This is a genomic window from Candidatus Rickettsia barbarica (genome assembly GCF_041477405.1).
In the GTDB taxonomy this organism is placed as follows: Bacteria; Pseudomonadota; Alphaproteobacteria; order Rickettsiales; family Rickettsiaceae; genus Rickettsia; species Rickettsia rickettsii.
Genome location: NZ_JBEWYL010000003.1, coordinates 149,579 through 172,161, shown reverse-complemented (window position 1 = coordinate 172,161; position 22,583 = coordinate 149,579). Strand labels below are relative to the sequence as shown.

Sequence of the window (22,583 nt, the reverse complement as noted above, 5' to 3'; positions counted from 1 at the left end):
AATAAACGAATAGTAAATAGACAAAGTTTAATGTCATTCTTAGCTCAGTATTACACATGTGGATAGTTTTTTCCGTCATTGCAAGAAAATGACGTAAGTAATTGATGAAGCAATCTCAGGATATTTGACGAGATTGCCACGCAGCCTAAGGCTGCTCGCAATGACGACTCGGTATCCATGCAGGCAATGCAACGCAAGAATAGCATTTAAATATATTCTTTGATAAATTTCTCTAGTAATCTCACGCCGTATCCTACTGCTCCCTTAGGACCAAGTGCTGAAGCTTTATTACTATTTGCAACGCCTGCTATATCTAAATGAGCCCAATCTACTCCATCTTTAATGAAACGTTTAATGAAATGTGCAGCTATGCAGCTTCCGGCAGCTCTCGGTACGTTCCCGATATTTGCCATATCGGCTATGTCGGAGTTAATCATTGCATCGTACTCATCATGCAGCGGCATTCTCCAAAGTTTTTCATTAACTTCTTCCCCTACTTTTATTAACTTATCAGCTAACTCATCATTATTGGAAAAACAACCAGCATATGTATTACCAAGTGCTATGGTTATTGCTCCTGTTAGAGTTGCAACGTCAATCACGCATTTAGGCTTAAATTTTTCTTGTGCATACCAAACAGCATCAGCAAGTACTAACCGCCCTTCTGCATCGGTATTTAAAACTTCGGCAGTTTGCCCTGACATGGTAGTTACTACATCCCCTGGACGCTGTGCATTACCGGACGGCATATTTTCGACAAGCCCTACAACACCGACTATATTTATAGGTAATTTTTGACCAGCAACCGCAATGATGGTACCCACAACTGCTGCAGAACCTCCCATATCGTATCGCATTAAGTGCATATCACTTGACGGTTTTAATGAAATACCGCCTGTATCAAAAATCACTCCTTTACCGACCAAAGCAATAGTCGGAGCATCTTTACTGCCACCTTTATATTTCATCACCACTAACTTTGACTCGTTTTGTGAACCTTGCCCTACACCAAGTAACGCTCCCATACCAAGGTTTTTCATCTCACGTTCACCGATAACATCAACATCTACCCCTAGCGGTTCAAGTCTATCAACTATTCTTTCGGCATAAACTTGAGGAGTTTTAATATTTGACGGTTCATTACTTATATCTCTTGTAAAAAATACTGCTTCAGCAATTAATTTTTTGATTTCAAATAATTTTGCCGTTTCAGTGTTATTATCAGTAAAAATTTCAATTGACTCTACTGCGAACTTCTCTGCTTCTTTTAAGGTAGTTCTATATTTATCAAATCTGTAAGAAGCAAGAAACGCACCGCTAGCAACTAAAGATGCAAATGTTTGAGCTGTAAACCTACTAATTCTATTTGTAAGTTTCAAGCCAATAGTAGAAATTTTACAACTGGTTGCATGCTGTAAGATTTTGCCGCCTAACTCTTCAATTTTTGCTTCAGTTAATTTTTCTTCATTCCCAAGACCTACTATTATCAAATATCTAACCTCGCCTGATTTAATGACGGACGGAATAACCGTGAGCTGTCCATATTTACCGGTAAATTGCAGTTTATTCTGAATAGTTTTAGAAATTAATCCATGATGTTGTTGATCAAGTCCTATTAAATTACTATCAAGCTTTAACTGTTCATCAATAAAAACTACTAGACCTTGATTAGTAGATGATTCTTCATTCACAAAATTTACGCTAAGCATATTTACTCCTTATATTATTTGTGACTTTGGATCATTCTATTTATCTTGATAAAACTTTGCAAGTATTATATATTGGTTTAAAATAAAATCTCATTAAATAGCACTTGACAAATGTTAACGTTTTTTATATCCTACTGACGAATTAGTTAAATTTAAGTAATAATATGCCAGTATGTGACATCACTTCTCATTTAATTAAGCAGAAGTATACAATGATTAAAACATCATGTGAGTTAAACCAAGATATGGGTAAGATTTATAGTCTCACTCCTCATCCAATACGATATAATTGCCTTAACTATTTAAAGTTATTATCTCTACCTATATCGCTAGCATTTTATATAACAAAGCTTTGTTTTACGGCTAATCCGTCATGGACATGGATCGGGGTTAATATTTTGCATGAGAAGATTGGTCAAGCAACAGCAAAAAAAATACTACACGGCTTACCTGACGAAGTAGAACCAGATCAAAATATACCTAAAATTGTTGAGCATGTATTTAGACAATATGAAGAAAATCCTACATTAACCCCTATTATTGAACCTACATTTATACAAAAATTTTTAGCAAAGGCCAGTAAATATATTCCTGCTTTGTCTAGAATAGTAAAGTTTTGGAATGAAGGAGGAATTAACTATTCTGATGAAATACAAACAAAACGAGCATTAATTGACGTTATTTATAAACACATTATTACTAAAGCTTATGAAGTAGGTAAAAAAGGAGGAAAACTTGAAATAACGGATGTGATAGCACTTTTCCCAGAGATAAATTTTGAAGAAAAAGTCAATACTGCATCAGCAAATCTTGAAACAGAGAAGGTAGAAGTAAGCAATGAAGAGTCTTTAATTTCTGAATTGCTTGTTAGACATCTTTCTAAACCAACTTATAGAGAGGAATTTAAAAGAGATACGGAACACAGCACCGCAGCGTATATAGACATACGTGAGGATGCAAGTACCGGATCGACGTCTAAATTACCTCTAGAAGTGAAGTTTGGAAAGATGTCTATTGATCAAAAACACGAAGAAGCTACGATTACTACTAATGCAAATAATAGTATTAACCCATTAGTAAACTTACTCATGTTACAAGCTTTACATGATGCAATTCGTCAAGAAGTACTGAAAACTTATGTTGAACATTGTTTAGCAAAAATTCAGATATCTAAAAATCAAGAAACACTTAAAAACTTCCAATATGACGATTCTCTAGCAAAATTACAATTATACGGTAATTATGATAACAATAATACGTATATCTTTGAACAACCAGTATCTTATTTAGGTCAAACCTACGAGCATTTAACAGCACCGATTGCTTGTTATTAAAGCGTCATTTCTGCAAGTGGGCAATAAAAGAAAAAGCCTATAAAAAACTTGGTTTTTTATAGGCTTTTTTGTCAATAATGCGTAGTAAGGTTATTTTTCTGGATTCCCGCTTCTGCTAGGAAGGCATTGTTGCGTGGATACCACCTCGTCATTGCAAGGACATTACAAAGTGTAATTGACGAAGCCAGCTCAGGGGAGTTTGTTATTATTTCATGAGATTGCCACGCCAGCATAAATGTTGGCTTGCAATGACGGGTTTTTTATAAACTATCCGGTACATACGAAGATCAACTTGGAAAAGAACAAAAGGTCTGTAAATCAAGGAGCGGAGCGTATATAAAACGTTCAGCATCCTACGACTTACAAAGACGACACAGCCAATTTTTCAAGTTCTATCTTAGTATATTTATACATTCTCTTCATCAAGCTTTGCGGCTGCTTTACGCATTTTATCCATAAAGTAACCGGTTCCAGCAGGTACTAATCGTCCAACTATCACGTTTTCTTTTAGTCCTCGCAACTTATCTACTTTACCAGCAATAGCTGCTTCAGTTAAAACTCTAGTAGTCTCTTGGAATGATGCCGCGGAGATAAACGATCTAGTTTGCAGAGAAGCTTTAGTAATACCTTGTAATATTAATTGTGCTTCAGCAGGTTTTAAACCATTTTTCATAGCTTTTTCATTTATCTCATCAAATTCATGTCTATCTATTTTTTCACCTACTAATAACGTAGTTCCGCCTGAATCCGTAACCTCTACTTTTTGTAACATCTGACGGATAATAACTTCTATGTGCTTATCATCAATCTTTACACCTTGTAGACGATAAACGGCTTGAACCTCATTAACAATATAATTTGCAAGAACCTCTACGCCCATTACTTTTAAAATATCTTGAAGTACCGGATTACCGTCAATCAATAAATCACCTTTTTTAACAAAGTCACCTTCGTTAACTACAACATGCTTGCCTTTTGGTACCATATACTCAATAGACATTGTTTTATCAATCGGATGTATAATAATACGTCTTTTAGATTTATAGTCTTTACCGAATTCTACTCTACCGTCAATTTCAGCAATAACTGCATGATCTTTAGGGCGTCTTGCTTCTACAAGCTCGGCAACTCTTGGTAAACCACCTGTAATATCTTTAGTAGTGGTTGATTCTTTCGGTATACGTGCAATGATATCACCTACCGATATTTGTACTCCGTCTTCTACGCTTAAAACTACTCCAACCGGCAAGTAATATCTAGCTTCTAAACCGTTTGATAAGGTGATAACTTCACCTTTAGCATCTACAAGCTGTATACGCGGACGTAATTCTGCACCGCGTGAATATTGCTTTGATTCAATAATAACTTTACTCGGTATTCCGGTAGCTTCATCAGTTACGTCACGAATAGAAATACCCTCAACCATATCTTTGAATAAAACTTTACCTGACTTCTCCGTGATAATCGGTATAGTATAAGGATCCCATTCTGCTAGTTTTTGAGTTTTAATCACCATATCACCGTCATCAACAAGTAATCTAGCACCGTATGGAATTTTATGACGAGCCTTTTCATTACCGTTATTATCAAGCAATAATAATTCACAATTTCGGCTCATAACAATTTTGCGTTCTTCAGAATTAGTCACAACGTTACGACTTATAATTTTCACTTTTGCGTCATAGGAAGCGTCTACGGAAGAAACCTCAGCACCTTTTGTTGCCGCTCCTCCAATATGGAAAGTTCTCATTGTAAGCTGCGTACCCGGTTCACCGATAGATTGAGCAGCAATAACCCCGATTGCTTCACCCTCCGATACTAATGTACCGGTAGCAAGATCCCTACCGTAACATATGCTACATATACCGGTAGTACTTTTACAGGTTAATACGGATTTTATCATAATTCTGTCGAATCCTGCCGACTCAATCTGCTCTAACTTTGCTTCATTAATAAGCTCGCCTTTATTGAGAATTCGATCACTAGTTACCGGATGAAATATATCAATAGCAGCAGTACGACCTAAAATCTTTTCTGCTAAAGGTACTATAACTTCTCCACCTTCAATAACACTCTTAACTTCAATTCCTTTATCAGTTCCACAATCTTTTTCAGTAATAATACAATCTTGTGCAACATCTACTAATTTTCTTGTTAAGTAACCTGAGCTTGCCGTTTTTAAAGCCGTATCTATTTGCCCTTTACGCATTCCGTTAGCAGAATTAAAACACTCAAATTCAGTTAATCCTTCCTTAAAGTTAGAGATAATAGGAGTTTGTATAATTTGACCGTTTGATTTGGTCATTAAACCTCGCATACCACCTAGCTGCTTAATTTGCTGGAAAGAACCTCTTGCTCCGGAAATAGCCATCATATATATAGCATTTATTTTCTGATGATTTGGAGCATCATTAACCGGCGGCATAGCAATCTCTTTCATCATGTCGTTTGCTACTCTATCGGTACATCTTGACCAAGCATCGACTACTTTATTATATTTCTCTCCGTAAGTAATTAAACCGTTTGAATATTGTTGTTCAAATTCTTTTATTTCAAGCTGAGTTTCGTTAATATGAGTACTCTTAGATTCCGGTACTACCATATCGTCCATTCCAAAAGAAATACCTGAAGAACAAGCATATTTAAAACCTAGTTTCATTAGCTGATCGGCAAAAATTACCGTAGCTTTTTGACCGCAGTGACGATAAACTAAATCTATAACTAATGATATGTCTTTTTTAGTTAGTTGTTTATTAATACACTTGAATTCTATATTAGGGTTAGAAGGCAATAACTCACCGACCATTAACCTACCGTAAGTAGTATCAATGATAACAGGGAGCATTTTACCTTCGGCATTTAACTGATTTCTGCGATATTTTATCTTTGTATGAATAGTTATAAATTTATTATATAAAGCATGTTCCATCTCAGCTAAATCTGAGAACATCATCCCTGCACCTACTTCATTATCAAATGCAAGGGTTAGATAATATAAACCAAGCACTATATCTTTATCCGGTACAATGATAGGACGACCGTTTGCAGGGCTTAAGATATTATTTGTAGACATCATAAATACCCTAGCTTCAAGCTGTGCTTCAATCGATAACGGGATATGTACTGCCATCTGATCACCATCAAAATCCGCATTGAACGCAGCACACACAAGCGGATGAAGCTGGATCGCTTTACCTTCAATTAATAGCGGTTCAAATGCTTGAATACCAAGCCTATGTAACGTCGGAGCCCTATTCAGTAAAACCGGATGCTCTCTAATTACCTCTTCAAGCACGTCCCACACTTCGGATTTTTCAGCTTCCACCATTCTTTTAGCGGCTTTAATAGTTGTAGCGATGCCGTACAACTCAAGCTTAGAATAAATAAACGGCTTAAATAACTCCAGAGCCATTTTTTTAGGTAAACCGCACTGGTGAAGTTTAAGCTCAGGTCCTACCACGATAACCGAACGTCCTGAGTAATCAACCCTCTTACCTAGCAAGTTCTGACGGAAACGCCCCTGCTTACCTTTAAGCATATCACTTAATGACTTAAATGGACGCTTATTAGCATTTTTCGCTGCTCTACCGCGACGACCGTTATCAAATAACGCATCCACCGCTTCTTGTAACATTCTTTTTTCGTTTCTGACTATTATATCAGGAGCTTTTGACTCTATTAATTTCTTTAAACGATTATTTCTATTAATTACTCTTCTATAAAGTTCATTTAAGTCTGAAGTAGCAAATCTTCCGCCGTCAAGCATAACAAGCGGTCTAATTTCAGGAGGAATAACCGGTAAAACATCCATAATCATCCATTCCGGCTTGTTTTCCGACTCTAAAAAATTCTCTACTAATTTTAAACGCTTTACTAATTTTTTCTTTTTGACTTCTGAAGAAGTGGTTTGTAATTCCTCGTATAACTCTTGCTTTAACTTTGAAAAATCAAGCTCTTTAAGCATTTGTTGTATTACTTCTGCACCTATAGAGGCAGTAAATGCATCTTCACCGTACTTATCTTTTGCTTTCTGTAATTCTTCCTCTGTTAAGAGTTCGCCTTTTTGTAAAATCGATAGCCCTGGGTCAACTACTACATAATTTTCAAAATAAAGAATCTTTTCTACATCTCGCATTGTCATATCAAGAAGTGTACTAATTCTTGAAGGTAGCGACTTTAAAAACCAAATATGCGCAACGGGAGCTGCAAGTTCAATATGCCCCATTCTTTCACGTCTTACTCTAGAAACCGTAACTTCAACGCCGCATTTCTCACACGTAATGCCACGGTTTTTCATCCGCTTATATTTACCGCAGAGACATTCATAATCTTTTACCGGACCAAAAATTCTTGCACAAAATAAACCATCTTTCTCAGGCTTAAAAGTTCTATAGTTAATTGTTTCAGGTTTTGTTACTTCACCGAAAGACCACGAACGTACCTGATCGGGACTTGCTATATTAATCCTTATCTGATCAAATTGTTGAGTATTACTTAATTGTCCGTAAAAACTTACTACGCTCATAAATACTTTTCCTTAAAAATTACTCGTATATACTCAGTGAATTTCAAAAATTGGCATTGTCGTTCTACAAGTTCTGCGGTGCTCACGTATTAAGTATACGCTCCGCTCCTCGCCTTGTGGATTCCTTGCTCTTTTTGAAATTGACCTTCGTCTACCCAAAGTTCTTATTGCACCCTATATGTTATTCCCGCAAAAGCGGGAATCTAGTAAAACAGATAAAAAACAAGTTTTTTATCTGTTTAAATGACCTGTCTTTCTTAACTTGAAGTGACTTCAAGTTTTACGTTAAGACATAAAGATCTAAATTCTTTTATCATAACATTAAATGATTCAGGAATGCCTGATTCAAAATTATTTTCACCACGTACTATAGAATCATAAGTTTTGATCCTACCGTTTACATCATCCGACTTAACCGTTAACATTTCCTGTAACGTATAAGCTGCACCGTAAGCTTGTAATGCCCAGCATTCCATTTCTCCGAAACGCTGTCCGCCGAAATGAGACTTACCTCCAAGCGGTTGCTGCGTTACTAAGCTATAAGGTCCTATAGAACGGGAGTGAATTTTATTATCGACTAAATGATGCAGTTTCAGCAAATATTTCTGTCCGACGGTTACTAGACGGTCAAAATATTCACCGGTTCTACCGTCAATTAATTTCACTTGTCCTGAAGGGTCTTGACTGGCAAGCTTTAGCATATCTTTAACGTCCTGAACTTTTGCTCCGTCAAATACAGGAGTTGCAAAATGTACGCCTTTACTTACTTTCTTACAAAAAGAGATAATCTCTTCTTCCGGTCTTTCAAGTATAGAATTAATATTTTCTCCATACAGTTCAATTAAGAATTTCTTAATCTGCTCAATACCTATATGTTTATTTTTATATTCCTTTACTAAGGTAGATATTTTTTTTGCTAAATTTATTGATGCCCACCCAAGATGCGTTTCTAAAATCTGTCCTATATTCATACGGGACGGAAGACCTAGAGGGTTAAGAACGATATCTACCACAGTCCCATCTTCTAAAAACGGCATATCTTCTTCAGGTACGATACGTGAAATAACACCTTTATTTCCGTGTCTTCCTGCCATTTTATCCCCGGGTTGTAATTTATGCTTAGTTGCAATAAATACTTTTACTACTTTTAAAGCTCCCTGAGGTAAATCATCACCACTTTGCAATTTCTCTACCTTAGTAGCAAATCTTTTATCAAGAGCCTCTTTTTTCTCATCATAATGAGTCTTTATCTGCTCTATTTCATTCATTACATTTGCATCTTCCACGATAATCTGCCAAAATTGCCCTTTAGATAAGCCTTTTAGCATTTCAGTAGTAATAGTTTGTCCTACTTTTACTTGCTTAGGACCGTTAATAATCACCTGCCCTACTAAAAGCTTTGCAAGCCAACTAAACACAAAATGCTCAATAATTTCTAATTCATCGTCTCTGTCTTTTGCGAATTTTTCAATTTGTTGTTTTTCAATAGCAATAGCTCGCTGGTCTTTTTCTACACCTCTACGAGAAAATATCCTTACTTCTACTACAGTTCCGCTCACTCCGGAAGGTACATGCAGCGATGAATCTTTTACGTCAAAAGCTTTTTCCCCGAAAATAGCACGTAGTAGCTTCTCTTCAGGAGTAATAGGCGATTCACTTTTTGGTGTTACTTTTCCAACTAAAATATCACCGGCTTTTACTTCTGCACCTATATAAATTATTCCGACCTCATCAAGATGACGCAACGCTTCTTCACTTACATTCGGTATATCACGGGTAATTTCTTCTGGACCAAGGCGTGTATCTCTAGCTATTACTTCAAACTCTTCAATATGAATAGATGTAAATACATCCTCTTTTACTATACGTTCGGATATTAAAATGGAATCTTCAAAATTATAACCGTTCCAAGGTAAGAAAGCCACAAGTACGTTTCGACCTAAAGCAATTTCACCGTTATCCGTACTAGGACCGTCAGCTATAATATCGTTTTTCTTAACGTAATGACCGACCTTAACTAAAGGCTTTTGATTTATACAAGTATTATGATTGGATTTTTGGAATTTTAGTAAGTTATAAATATCAACCGAAGGAGAACCGTCAACTTTTTGTTCTAGAGTTCTAATCACGATTCTATTTGAATCTACCTGCTCAACAATACCGTCATGTAATGCAAGCACTGACGCTCCGGAATCTTTAGCTACTACCCCTTCAACTCCGGTACCTACAAAAGGTGCATCCGTTTTAATTAAAGGAACGGCTTGTCTTTGCATGTTTGAACCCATCAAAGCACGGTTAGCATCATCGTTTTCTAAGAAAGGTATAAGAGAAGTCGCAACCGATACTACCTGCATAGGAGTCACATCAATGAAGTCTACCTCATACGGTTCTACCATTACAAAATTACCACCTTCAACACGGCAATTAATAAACTCTCCTTGCAGCTTTCCGTCTTTATTAATTTTAGCATTTGCTTGTCCGATTTTGTATTTACCTTCTTCAATAGCAGAAAGATATACCACTTCATCGGTTACACATCCATCTTTAACTCTTCTATACGGACTCTCTATAAAACCATGTTTATTTATTCTAGCATAAGTAGCCATAGAGTTAATTAACCCGATATTCTGACCTTCAGGTGTTTCAATAGGACAAATACGACCGTAATGAGTCGGATGTACGTCACGCACCTCAAAACCTGCTCGATCTCGACTAAGACCTCCGGGACCGAGTGCCGACAGCCTTCTTTTATGAGTTATTTCCGATAATGGATTTGTTTGATCCATAAATTGGGATAATTGGGAGGTACTAAAAAATTCTTTTACTACTGAAACTAAAATTTTAGAATTTACTAAATCATGAGGCATTACGGTATCAACATCACCTGCCGACATCCTTTCAATTACAGATTTTTCCATTCGGACTAAACCTATTCTAAATTGATTTTCTATCAATTCACCTACCGATCTAACCCTTCTATTACCTAAATGATCAATATCGTCTATGATACCTTTACCGTCTTTAAGCTCTACTAAAACTCTTACGATATTTTTAATATCATCAATTGTTAAAACCGTAACTTCTTCAGAAATATTCAGCTCTAACCTAGAATTCATTTTTATTCGCCCGACTTCTGACAGATCATATCTTTCCGTATCAAAGAATAAATTATAAAACAGGCTTTCAGCCGCTTCGATATTAGCAGGTTCGCCTGGTCTTAGAACTCTGAAAATATCATATAATGCTGCCTCACGATCCTGATTTTTATCAGCAAATAAGGTGTTCCTTATATATGGACCGGATTGAGGATTGATTACTAATACGTTAACATTTTTAATTTTAAGATCATTAATAACATTTAGCATATCAGCAGTAATCATTTCACCGATTTTTGCTAATACTTCATCGCTTGCAGGATCTCTTAAATCTTCGGATAGATATTTGCCGATTAAAGTTTCATGAGCTACTAAAATATTATTAAGCCCTTCCCCAAAATATTTTTTAGCCAAACGCGGAGTAATTTTTTGTCCTGCTTTCAGTAGAATATTTCCGGTATCTGCATCTACTAAATCACTTGTTAAACGATGAGCAGTAATATGCTGAGGTATAAATTTAACCGCCCAACCTTTATTTTTAACAAACTTATAAGTTACTGAATTATAATAAAATTTTATAATTTCTTCAGTACTCATACCTATAGCTCTAAGCAAAGTAGTAGTATAAAGCTTTCTTTTTCTATCAATCCTGAAATAAATCACATCCTTAGCGTCGAATTCTAAATCAAGCCAAGACCCTCTATATGGAATAACACGAGCAGAATATAAAAGCTTGCCGGAAGAGTGGACTTTTCCTTCATCATGATAAAAGAATACACCAGGTGAGCGATGCATTTGTGATACAACTACTCTTTCCGTACCGTTGATAATAAAAGTACCGTTTTTAGTCATTAATGGGATATCACCCATATATACTTCTTGCTCTTTAATCCCTTTAATTTCTCTAGTACCGGTATCTTCATCTATATCCCAAATACTTAATCTTAAAGTAACTTTAAGAGGAGCAGCATAACTTAAACTTCTTTGACTGCACTCTTCTACATCATATTTTGGAGTATCAAATTCATATTTTACAAATTCTAAATTAGCAATATTGGAGGAATCTGAAATAGGAAAAATCGAGTTTAATATAGATTGTAAACCTTTGTTTTGTCTTTCAGAATCTTTAATATTTAACTGTAGAAAGTTTTTCTCATATGAATTTTTTTGAATTTCAATCAAATTCGGTATATCTGCTACTAAATTTATGTGACCGAAATTTTTTCTTATTCTTCTATTATGTGACAAGGGTTGTGCTTCTATATTATCCCTTAATGAAACCATATAATCTCCTGACTGATAAAATTACTGCCCGTATTACAGTGATTAGGTCCTATGCACTTTTAATAGAATAATCATAATTATGGCTCTTTTTAGCTGTAAATCATAAGATTTTTTTGAAATAGTAATAAACTCTCCTCTCAAAAATCTTATTAATGTTCGCTTAAAAATATCTCCTAATTAATAATCATTAATCAAAAGTGTTCAGAACCTAGGTTCTGTATATAAAATTTAAATTATTTATATTTTAAACAATAAAGTTTTTATTGCAATAGATACCTATTTCAATAAAATACTTATAATTTGCAGTAAAATACAATATACTGTTTTAAAATTTTTCACATAAAACTTAAATTAAAGAAACCTAGTAAGTTTCTTATTTAGAGCTTGTGTAGGCTCTACGAACATTTCCAAAAAGATTTGATTTTGGTTATTTGTTTGTTGCAACAAATTATAATATTTTTTTAAAATAGGTAGCTATTCCTTCAAAAATCTCATTAATTTTCACTAAAAATCAATTATAAATGTTCACAGAACCTAGAAAATTTCAATAATTTAAACTTCTAGACGTATGGTACATTAATAAAATTATTTTAATCAATAAGATTTTTAATGTAATAGCTTGATCCTATTGCAAAAAAATAACTTACATTAGCTTTAAATTAACTTCTTAAAATCCAAAAAGCCTTATTTAGTAATTAAATTTGAATAAGGCTTTTTGGATTTTAAGAAGTTAATTTAAAGCTATAAAATATTTCATCTGTAATGCAAAAACATTAGGTCCTGTAAAAAAATTAATCTATACTTAGTTGTTTTTGATTGAAAATTATAAGATTTTTCTTGGAATAAAAACAACTGTTTCAACAAGAATCTTATTAATTTTTACTTAAAACTATCTAAAATACGAATAATTCAACTTTTCTTTACAGAACCTAGTGCAGAAATAATTATTTTAATTCAACTTTTGCTCCAGCAGCTTCTAACTTACCTTTGATTTCGTCTGCTTCTGCTTTTTTCACATTGCTTTTAATCGGCTTTGGAGCTTCATCAACTAATTTCTTAGCCTCAATTAAACCAAGACCTGTGATATCTTTCACAACTTTAATTACTTCAACTTTCTTATCACCGGCAGCTGTTAAAACTACTTCAAACTCAGTTTTTTCAGCTACTGCTTCAGCTGCAGGAGCTGCTGCACCGGCAGCTGCTACAGCTACAGGAGCTGCTGCAAATACACCCCATTTTTCTTCTAGCATTTTCACAAGCTCAGCTGCTTGCATTAACGTTAATGATGATAATTGTTCTTCAATTTTAGCTAAATCTGCCATAATTTTTTCCTTTTTACTTTTTTTATATTGAGAGATTACTACATCAGGCATTTTAAAGTTAATTAAATTCTTTTGTGCTTCAAATTATAAGACTTTTTTAAAATAAGAATAATATCCTATAAAAAACCTTATTAATTTTCACTATAACAGCTCTTTAATTATCAATTAAAATACCTAATGCAGTAACCTTTAAGTTAATTTTTACTAGCATGTGCTTGTATTACTCTCGCCATACTCGAAGATGGGGCTTGTAAAACACCTACAACCTTAGTAGCCGGTGCTTGTAACAACCCAACAATTTTACCCCTAAGCTCATTAAGTGTAGGTAGCTTAGAAAGTTCTTTTATTGAATGTTCAGCTAATACGTGATTATCTACTATTCCACCAATAATCTTAAGATTATCATTAGCCTTAGCAAAATTAACTACTAATTTTGCCATCTCAACCGGTTCTTTAGAATAAACGATAGCAGTAGGACCCGCAAATAAATTAACAATACTATTAAGCCCTGTTTGATTTGCAGCTATTTTTGCTAAAGTATTTTTAACTACTTTAAAACCTGCTTCTTTAGATTTAAGTAATTCTCTAAGCGAACTCACTTGACTAACGGTTAACCCGTGATAATGAGTAATAATTATAGAGGGCGATTCTTTATAAATATTTACAATATCCTCTACTGCTAGCGGTTTTTCTGATCTTAACACCTTTTAATTCTCCTTTTATAATACAGTTTAATATATTTAAACTGATACAAATGCTTAAAATAACAAAATTTTTTTATTATTACTATACTACCGTTAAACAGCTATAAAAATTATGCTATACTAGTTAAATCTATTTGTACCGATGCTCCCATAGTAGAAGATAAATACATTGCTTTTAAATAACTTCCTTTTAATCCGGCAGGTTTTGCTTTAATTACTGCCTCAATAAACGCATTTAAATTTTTTAATAAATCTTGGTCTGAAAAAGATAATTTTCCAAGCCCTGCATGAATTATACCTGCTTTCTCTGCTCTATATTCTACCTGACCGCTTTTAGCATTTTTAATAGCATTTTTAATATCTAAAGTTACGGTACCAAGTTTAGGGTTAGGCATTAAACCTTTTGGTCCTAAAATTCTTGCAACTGAACCTATAGCTACCATCATATCGGGAGTAGCTATACATACATCAAAATTAATTTTCCCTGCTTTAATTTCATCAATAATATTTGTTGAACCTACTAAATCTGCTCCGACACTTTTAGCTTCTTCTTCTCTTTCTTCTTTACAAATAACGGCAACTCTTACGGTTTTGCCTGTACCGGCAGGTAAATTAACCACACCACGTACCATTTGATCGGAATACCTAGAATCAATTCCAAGCTTCATAACTATTTCTAAGGTTGGATCAAATTTAACATATGATGCTGATTTTAATCGTTCAACTGCATTTGTTAAATTATATAAAGTATCTGATTTTACTTTTTCTCTAGCTTCTCTTATTTTTTTACCGCCGCTAATTTTTACAGCAACATCTTTCTTATTTGACATAATAATTAATTCCCTACTACTTCAAGTCCCATAGATGCAGCACTACCACAAATAATTTTTGTTGCTGCTTCAATATTTTTTGTATTTAAATCAGGCATTTTTAACTTTGCAATTTCACGACAATCATCCATAGTAACTTCACCTACTACGGCTTCTTTTTTAGTAGCACTAGAACCTTTAGTAATTTTAGCATATTTCTTTAAAAAGTAAGAAGCAGGAGGAGTTTTTATTTTAAAAGAAAAACTACTATCTTCATAAACGGTAATTACGGTTGGCAGAGGTATTCCTTTTTCCATACCTTGCGTAGCATCATTAAAATCTTTACAAAATGCTGCAATATTAACTTTTCTTTGTCCTAGGGCCGGTCCTATAGGAGGTGCAGGAGTGGCTCCAGCAGCTGGAATTATCAAGTTAATATAAGCTTTTATTGCTTTCTGAGACATTTATAAATATCCTTATTTTTCTCTTAAATTAATATTACTTTGTAACAATTGCATGGATCTTGTTTCCCATCATTGCAAGGAAAAGCTGTAAGTTTTGACAAAACAAGGAAGAAAAAAATTCTGTAAATCAGAAGTTTTTTATTATTTCTCCTAAATTGCCACGCAGCCTACGACTGCTTGCAATGACGATGCACTATCCCGCAACAATGACATCCTGAACATTCGTACAATACAGCTTAAGTAATTAATAAACCGTATTTAGTCCAACTTTTAATCATTTTTCTTTACTTGATTAAAATTTAGTTCTATTGGAGTTGCTTTACCAAATATTGCAACTGAAACTTTTAACCTATTTTTTTCTTGATCTATTTCTTCTACTGTACCCATGAAAGTTTCAAAAGGACCGTCTGTAACAGTCACTATTTCACCAACTTCATACAATTTAGAATTCTTTGCTTCTTTAGCTTCTGCTTCCAAATTATTAAAAATATTTTGTATTTCACTTTCTGTAAGAGCTTTTGGCGTGGTTTTGCTTCCTAAAAAGCCGGTTACTCCAGATATATTTTTTACTAAATGCCAAGATTTATCAGTCATATTCATCTTTATCAAGATATAACTCGGCATTAGTTTTTTTTCTACCTTGACATTTTTACCGCGTTTAACTTCAGAAACTCCAAAAACAGGTATTAATATATCTTCAAAAAAATCCGTCATGTTCTGTTTAGCGATTTTTCTAAGCACATCTTCTTTAATGCGTTTCTCTGCTCCTGATACCGTATGTACTACATACCACTGCTTTACATTTTTTTTAGAAGAAGGCAATATATTATCTATACTCTGTGCTGTCACAATTTATTCCTTATACTATTTGCCGATATTAAGCAAAAGCTGCATTATGTTATGTATACTATAATCAAGTACCAAACAAATTAGGCTAAAAATAAAAACTGCTACTACCACTACTAATGTTGAAGCAACAAGCTCTTTTCTAGTTGGCCACACTACCTTATAAGTTTCTTGTTTAACTTGTTCAAAAAACTTATAAATTTTATATTCTTTAAACATATTTTTGTTAGGTAATTTATTAGAACATGCTACTTCTAGAGGCAATTGAGACAATAATCCAGCACTGGAATTCTCACATACTAGTATGTACGTACGCTACGATTCGAGGTGAAGTACCTCTTTCAAATTTCTCTCTATAAGCAAATTTTGTAAAAATTCTATATTTTATAGCAAAAAAGCTCTAAGCCTATAATGGCAGGAGCGACAGGTATCGAACCCGCAACCTCCGGTTTTGGAGACCGGCGCTCTACCAATTGAGCTACACTCCTATCATATTTTTAATAAAAAATCAATAAAAGTTATTAAAAATATTTGTTATTATTAAAAAATTACTATAATAAACAGTACTGTTAATTTATAAGCTGCCACGGCAAAACAACATTTATTTCTGTAAGACGTGACACCTCACCCCTAAATTATTTTTTAGCTTTAATAATATCAGCTACTTGACTCGGCACTTGATCATAATGAGAGAATATCATACTAAACTGAGCTCTACCTTGAGATAAAGACCTAAGCGTATTAACATAACCAAACATTTCCGCTAAAGGAACATTCGCAGTAACTACTTGAGCATTCCCTCTTGGATCCATGCTTTGAATTTGTCCTCTACGACTATTTAAATCGCCTATAATATCACCCATATATTCATCAGGAGTGATAACTTCAACTTGCATAATCGGCTCAAGTAATTTAGGATTACCTTTCGGCATCCCTTCTCTAAATGCTGCCTTTGCAGCAATTTCAAACGCAAGTACACTAGAATCTACATCATGAAACGCACCATCAACTAAAGTTGCTTTAAAATCAATCATAGGATAACCGGCAATAACACCGGTTTCTCTAATATTATTTAATCCTTTTTCAACACCTGGTATATATTCTTTAGGCACGGCACCGCCGACGATTTTACTTTCAAAGACAAAAATTTTATTTTTATCTTCATCTTTTAGATCTTTTACCTCTTTTAGAGGCTCAAAAATAATTTTTACACGAGCAAATTGTCCTGCACCGCCGGATTGTTTCTTATGGGTATAATCAATTTCACAAACTTTTGTTATAGTTTCACGATATGCTACTTGAGGAGCTCCAATATTTGCTTCGACCTTAAACTCTCTTCTCATACGATCAATGATAATTTCTAAATGGAGCTCTCCCATTCCTTTTATCACTGTTTGTCCTGTTTCATAATCAGTTGACACTCTAAATGATGGATCTTCAGCTGCTAAACGAGAAAGTGCGAGGCCCATTTTTTCTTGATCGGCTGTTGATTTAGGTTCTACCGCAAGCTCAATTACCGGTTCTGGAAATTCCATTCTTTCTAAGATTACTTGCTGATCAATATCAGATAACGTATCACCTGTGGTAGTATCTTTAAGACCTGCTAAAGCTACTATATCACCTGCTGATGCTTCTTTTACGTCTTCACGATTATTAGCATGCATTAATAGCATTCTACCGATTTTTTCTCTTTTATTCTTTACGGTATTAATAACAGTTGTTCCTGAAGTAATTTTACCTGAATATATTCTAATAAAAGTTAATGAACCGACAAATGGGTCATTCATAATTTTAAATGCTAAAGCTGCAAAAGGCTCAGTTACCGAAATAGGGAAATCTTTTTCTTCACCAGTACTTACTTCCATACCTTTTACTATACCTATATCAATAGGCGAAGGTAGGAAATCTACTACGGCATCAAGTAAAGGCTGTACCCCTTTATTTTTAAAAGCACTACCGCATAAAACCGGATAAAATGCTGCTGAAATAGTACCTTTTCTGATTAATCTTTTAATTTCTTCTGCTGTTACTTCTTCACCTGATAAATATTTTTCCATAACATGATCATCTAACTCAACAACCATATCAAGTAATTTAGCATGATATTCTTCAGCTTTATCTTTCATATCGGCAGGTATCTCTTCTTCACAATACTCAGCTCCAAGTGCTTCATCTTTCCAAATCACTGCTTTCATTTTAATAAGATCAATAATACCTTTAAAATTTTCTTCAATCCCTACAGGCAACTGAATAACAAGCGGTTTTGCTCCTAAACGATCTTTGAGCATTTCCACGCATCTATAAAAATCTGCTCCCATTCTGTCCATTTTATTGACAAAACACATTCTAGGAACATTATATTTATCTGCTTGCCTCCAAACCGTTTCTGACTGCGGTTCAACACCTGCTACACCGTCAAATACTGCAACCGCACCGTCAAGAACACGAAGCGAACGCTCTACTTCGATAGTAAAGTCAACGTGTCCAGGAGTATCGATAATATTAATTATTTTATCTTGCCATCTACAAGTAGTAGCAGCTGAGGTAATGGTTATACCACGTTCTTGTTCTTGTTCCATCCAATCCATGGTAGCACCGCCCTCATGAACTTCACCTATTTTATGCGATTTACCGGTATAATATAAAATACGTTCGGTAGTTGTGGTTTTACCGGCATCAATGTGAGCACATATACCGATATTACGAATATGCTCAAGTTTATTTATTTTACTCATTATACCCTACCTTATTTCATTTTTTTAGGGCTAAAATGAGAGAAAGCTTTATTAGCTTCGGCCATTTTATGAGTATCTTCTTTCTTCTTAATGGCAACACCTCTATTATTAGAAGCTTCAAACAGCTCTTCGGCAAGTTTATCAATCATCATTTTTTCAGAACGTTTTGACGCAGCATTAATAATCCAACGGCTAGCAAGGGCATATCCTCTTCTTTCATCAACATGCGTCGGAACTTGATAATTAGCTCCTCCAACCCTAACCGAAGTTACTTCTAAATGCGGCTTTACGTTATGCATAGCATTATTAAAGGTTTGATACGGATCAACTCTATGCTTCTTTTCAATTTTATTAAAGGCTGAATAAACAATTTTCTCTGCAAGGGCTTTCTTCCCTTCTTTCATAATATTATTGATAAATCTTGACAGTAAAATACTGTTATATTTCATATCAGGTAAAATTACTCGCTTCTCTGCGGCATGACGACGTGACATTTTATTTTTTCTCTCTAACTAATAATTTATTTTTTTGTAACTGCAACTTGTTTACGAGGAGCACCGTAACGTGACCGACCTTGCTTACGTCCTTTAACTCCGGCAATATCATAAGCACCGAGTACGATATGATATTTCACCCCCGGAAGATCAGGAACCTGACCGCCTCTTACTAACACCCTATCATGTTCCTTTACACTATGCTTTTCACCAGGAATATATGCATTTACGGTTCTTTTATTACTTAAACGCACCGTTGCAATCTTACGAAGTGCAGAGTTAGGCTTTTTAGGGGTAACGGTTTTTACAACTAGGCAAACACCGCTTTTAAAAGGATTAGATTCTAAGGCAGGAGATTTGGTCTTACGAGTTTTTGACTTTCTCCCAAAACGTACTAATTGATTATATGTCGGCATTAAAAAAAATACTCCAAAAAAAACTGATATATACGATAATTAAAGGATGCAAAATACTTCCACCCTTTATTTTCAATCATTTCTAAATACAAATTATAAGAATTTGTAAATTACACTAAATTTAAATTATAATTACTTTTTCCATAAAAGCAAGTATGTTTTAATTAACAATCATTTTTTTCTCAATTATTTTTGCTATAAAGCTGATTAACATCACTAAAATATAGTAACAGCACGCAGCAATAAGCATTGGAAAAAAATAATTATATGTTTCAATTGATACAATTTGTGCTCTACGCATTAAATCCATTTCTCCAAGCATAGAAATAATGGCTGATTCTTTAATCAAATTTACAAGCTCATTTACTAATGACGGAAAAATATTTTTAACTGCTTGCGGCAGCATTATATCTTTCGTTATTAAAAACTTTGGAATAGCAAGAGCTTCAGCCGCTTCAAACTGCCCTTTATCAACTGCATTAATCCCTGCCCTGATTACTTCGGAAACATATGCTCCCGAATTAAGAGAAAAAGCAATAGCTCCCGCCATAAACACACTAAATTTAATGCCTATGATATAAGGTGAAGCAAAATAAATAATACTTAATTGAATTAATAAAGGCGTTCCTCTGAAAATAGAAGTATAGAAATTTGCAAAAAGCCTTAAAGCACGATTTTTATTTACCTTACAAATAGCGAGCAGCATCCCTATTACTAAACCGAATATAACGGCAATAACGCTATATTTTAAAGTTACCAAAGTTCCCTCTACAATAAAAAAGATTTTTGGACAGAATTTTATTAAATACTCACACATATTTTATATATATTTTTTTCTGTCATACCGCGACTTGACCGCGATATCTAAAAAATAAGCATTTTTGGATCCCGCGATTTAATCGCGCGATAACATTAAAGGTTTCTAGATTCCTGCTTTTGCATGAATGACATAAGAACATTAATCAGTACACTCTCTTCACCGGTGGGACTGCTGTTACTTCATCGGTTAAAGTAGTTAAAGTCACAGGTTTATAATCAAGAACTACTTTACCTGCTTCATCGATAGAGCTAAGAGTATGCTTCATCCAATCCTCATCATTACGATCAGGATAATCTTCACGTGCATGAGCTCCTCTGCTTTCTTTTCTTGCAGCTGCCGAATATACCGTTACTAAAGCTTGATCAAGTAGATTATCTAGCTCTAAGGCTTCCACCAAATCGCTATTCCAAATTAAAGATTTATCGTTAATTTTTATATCTTTATAGCCGCTTCTTATTTCGCTAATCATTCCTGCCCCTTCATCTAGTACCTCTTGAGTTCTAAATACCGAAGCATGGCTTTGCATAGTTCTTTGCATTTTAAGCCTTAACTCTGCAACTAAAATATTACCGTTAGCGTGACGGACTTTATCAAATCTATTTATAATTTTTTCAAGGCTTTCTTCTTTTATAGACTTGTGGGGACTCGCAGGCTTAATAAGCTCGGCTGCTTTTAATGCAGAACTTCTACCAAATACTACTAAATCAAGCAAAGAATTTGATCCTAATCGGTTAGCACCGTGTACCGATACGCAAGCCGCTTCACCAATTGCCATAAGCCCTTTTACTACGCTATTATGATTTTTACCGTCTTTAATTATGACTTGACCGTGATAATTCGTCGGTATCCCGCCCATATTATAATGTACCGTAGGAAGTACCGGTATCGGCTCTTTAGTCACGTCAACACCGGCAAAAATTTTAGCCGTCTCAGAGATACCGGGCAAACGACTATGTAAAATCTCCGGCGATAAATGATTTAAATGCAAAAATACATGATCTTTATGCTCGCCGACTCCTCGCCCCTCTCTGATTTCTATAGTCATTGCTCTTGAAACTACATCTCTTGAAGCTAAATCCTTTGCAGCAGGAGCATAACGCTCCATAAAACGCTCACCGTTTGCATTAACGAGATATCCCCCTTCGCCTCTTGCCCCCTCGGTAATAAGACAGCCGGCCGAATATATACCTGTCGGATGGAACTGTACAAATTCCATATCTTGCAGTGGAAGACCGGCTCTAATCGCCATGCCGCCCCCATCACCAGTACAAGTATGAGCAGACGTCGCCGAAAAATAAGCACGCCCATATCCGCCCGTTGCAAGCACTACATTATGCGCTCTAAAACAATGCAGACTACCGTCATCTAAATTCCACACAACTATACCTCTACATTCACCATCTTCCATCAATAAATCAATAGCAAAATACTCAACGAAAAACTGTACTTTATGTTTTAGTGACTGTTGATATAAAGTATGCAGTATGGCATGCCCTGTACGATCTGCCGCAGCACATGTACGCTGAGCTGCTTTTCCTTTGCCGTACTCTGTTGTCATGCCTCCAAAAGAACGCTGATAAATTTTTCCCTCTTCAGTTCTTGAGAAAGGTACGCCGTAATGCTCTAGCTCTAAAATCGCATCGGAAGCGTTTTTGCACATATACTCAATGGCATCCTGATCGCCTAACCAATCAGAACCTTTGACCGTATCATACATATGCCAACGCCAATCATCTTCGCCCATATTCCCAAGAGCCGCACTAATTCCGCCCTGAGCAGCCACAGTATGACTACGGGTTGGGAACAGCTTAGTTATACAAGCGGTATTTAGCCCTTCTTTAGCCATACCGAATGCAGAACGAAGACCTGCTCCGCCTGCACCTACAACTACTACGTCAAATTTATGATGAATGATATTATACGCTTTGGTCATTAAATTAATTTTTTACTATTTTGATACGTGAATTGTCTACCTCTGTCACCCCATGGCTTGACCACGGGGTCCAGTAATTCAATACACAATATT

General features: G+C 34.9%; 15 protein-coding genes and 1 tRNA gene. 1 reads left to right on the top strand and 15 read right to left on the bottom strand.

What is annotated here, in order from left to right; genetic code table 11:
• Positions 1–206 precede the first annotated feature (206 nt).
• Complete coding sequence (locus ABVF33_RS05490) at positions 207–1,709, bottom strand: leucyl aminopeptidase (RefSeq protein WP_499706573.1); 1,503 nt, start codon at positions 1,707–1,709, stop codon at positions 207–209.
• A 164-nt stretch (positions 1,710–1,873) separates the two neighbouring features.
• Here ABVF33_RS05490 and ABVF33_RS05485 point away from each other — a divergent pair, with 164 nt between their 5' ends.
• Positions 1,874–3,043, top strand: coding sequence for a palindromic element RPE1 domain-containing protein (locus tag ABVF33_RS05485; protein ID WP_499706572.1), 1,170 nt, complete (start codon positions 1,874–1,876; stop codon positions 3,041–3,043).
• A 406-nt stretch (positions 3,044–3,449) separates the two neighbouring features.
• Here ABVF33_RS05485 and rpoC read toward each other — a convergent pair whose 3' ends face one another.
• From rpoC to sdhA, 14 genes are all read right to left on the bottom strand, one after another.
• Complete coding sequence (gene rpoC, locus ABVF33_RS05480) at positions 3,450–7,568, bottom strand: DNA-directed RNA polymerase subunit beta' (protein ID WP_499706571.1); 4,119 nt, start codon at positions 7,566–7,568, stop codon at positions 3,450–3,452.
• Positions 7,569–7,825: 257 nt separating this feature from the next.
• Complete coding sequence (gene rpoB / locus ABVF33_RS05475) at positions 7,826–11,947, bottom strand: DNA-directed RNA polymerase subunit beta (protein WP_499706570.1); 4,122 nt, start codon at positions 11,945–11,947, stop codon at positions 7,826–7,828.
• A 944-nt stretch (positions 11,948–12,891) separates the two neighbouring features.
• A complete protein-coding gene (gene rplL / locus ABVF33_RS05470) occupies positions 12,892–13,269 on the bottom strand; it encodes a 50S ribosomal protein L7/L12 (RefSeq protein ID WP_499706569.1) in 378 nt (125 codons plus the stop codon).
• 194 nt (positions 13,270–13,463) lie between these two features.
• The gene (gene rplJ / locus ABVF33_RS05465) at positions 13,464–13,973 is read right to left on the bottom strand and encodes a 50S ribosomal protein L10 (RefSeq protein ID WP_499706568.1); all 510 of its coding nucleotides are present in this window, start codon (positions 13,971–13,973) and stop codon (positions 13,464–13,466) included.
• Positions 13,974–14,083: 110 nt separating this feature from the next.
• Positions 14,084–14,803: a 50S ribosomal protein L1 gene (rplA, locus tag ABVF33_RS05460; RefSeq protein WP_499706567.1), complete on the bottom strand. Its 720-nt coding sequence runs from the start codon at positions 14,801–14,803 to the stop codon at positions 14,084–14,086.
• A gap of 5 nt (positions 14,804–14,808) precedes the next feature.
• Entirely contained in the window at positions 14,809–15,246 is a 438-nt protein-coding gene (rplK, locus tag ABVF33_RS05455; RefSeq protein ID WP_499706566.1) for a 50S ribosomal protein L11, read from the bottom strand.
• Between the two features lie 270 nt (positions 15,247–15,516).
• On the bottom strand, positions 15,517–16,095 hold the full coding sequence (gene nusG, locus ABVF33_RS05450; RefSeq protein ID WP_499706565.1) for a transcription termination/antitermination protein NusG: 579 nt from the start codon (positions 16,093–16,095) through the stop codon (positions 15,517–15,519).
• A gap of 15 nt (positions 16,096–16,110) precedes the next feature.
• Positions 16,111–16,311, bottom strand: coding sequence for a preprotein translocase subunit SecE (gene secE / locus ABVF33_RS05445; protein WP_004996644.1), 201 nt, complete (start codon positions 16,309–16,311; stop codon positions 16,111–16,113).
• Positions 16,312–16,504: 193 nt separating this feature from the next.
• Positions 16,505–16,580: transfer RNA gene (locus ABVF33_RS05440), tRNA-Trp, on the bottom strand.
• Positions 16,581–16,727: 147 nt separating this feature from the next.
• Positions 16,728–18,827 (bottom strand): elongation factor G, encoded by a 2,100-nt coding sequence (fusA, locus tag ABVF33_RS05435; RefSeq protein WP_499706564.1) that lies wholly within the window; start codon positions 18,825–18,827, stop codon positions 16,728–16,730.
• Between the two features lie 11 nt (positions 18,828–18,838).
• On the bottom strand, positions 18,839–19,321 hold the full coding sequence (gene rpsG, locus ABVF33_RS05430) for a 30S ribosomal protein S7 (RefSeq protein ID WP_004996646.1): 483 nt from the start codon (positions 19,319–19,321) through the stop codon (positions 18,839–18,841).
• A 26-nt stretch (positions 19,322–19,347) separates the two neighbouring features.
• Positions 19,348–19,737: a 30S ribosomal protein S12 gene (rpsL, locus tag ABVF33_RS05425; RefSeq protein ID WP_004996647.1), complete on the bottom strand. Its 390-nt coding sequence runs from the start codon at positions 19,735–19,737 to the stop codon at positions 19,348–19,350.
• A gap of 160 nt (positions 19,738–19,897) precedes the next feature.
• On the bottom strand, positions 19,898–20,554 hold the full coding sequence (locus ABVF33_RS05420) for an amino acid ABC transporter permease (protein WP_499706563.1): 657 nt from the start codon (positions 20,552–20,554) through the stop codon (positions 19,898–19,900).
• A gap of 145 nt (positions 20,555–20,699) precedes the next feature.
• The gene (gene sdhA, locus ABVF33_RS05415; RefSeq protein WP_499706562.1) at positions 20,700–22,490 is read right to left on the bottom strand and encodes a succinate dehydrogenase flavoprotein subunit; all 1,791 of its coding nucleotides are present in this window, start codon (positions 22,488–22,490) and stop codon (positions 20,700–20,702) included.
• Positions 22,491–22,583 lie beyond the last annotated feature (93 nt).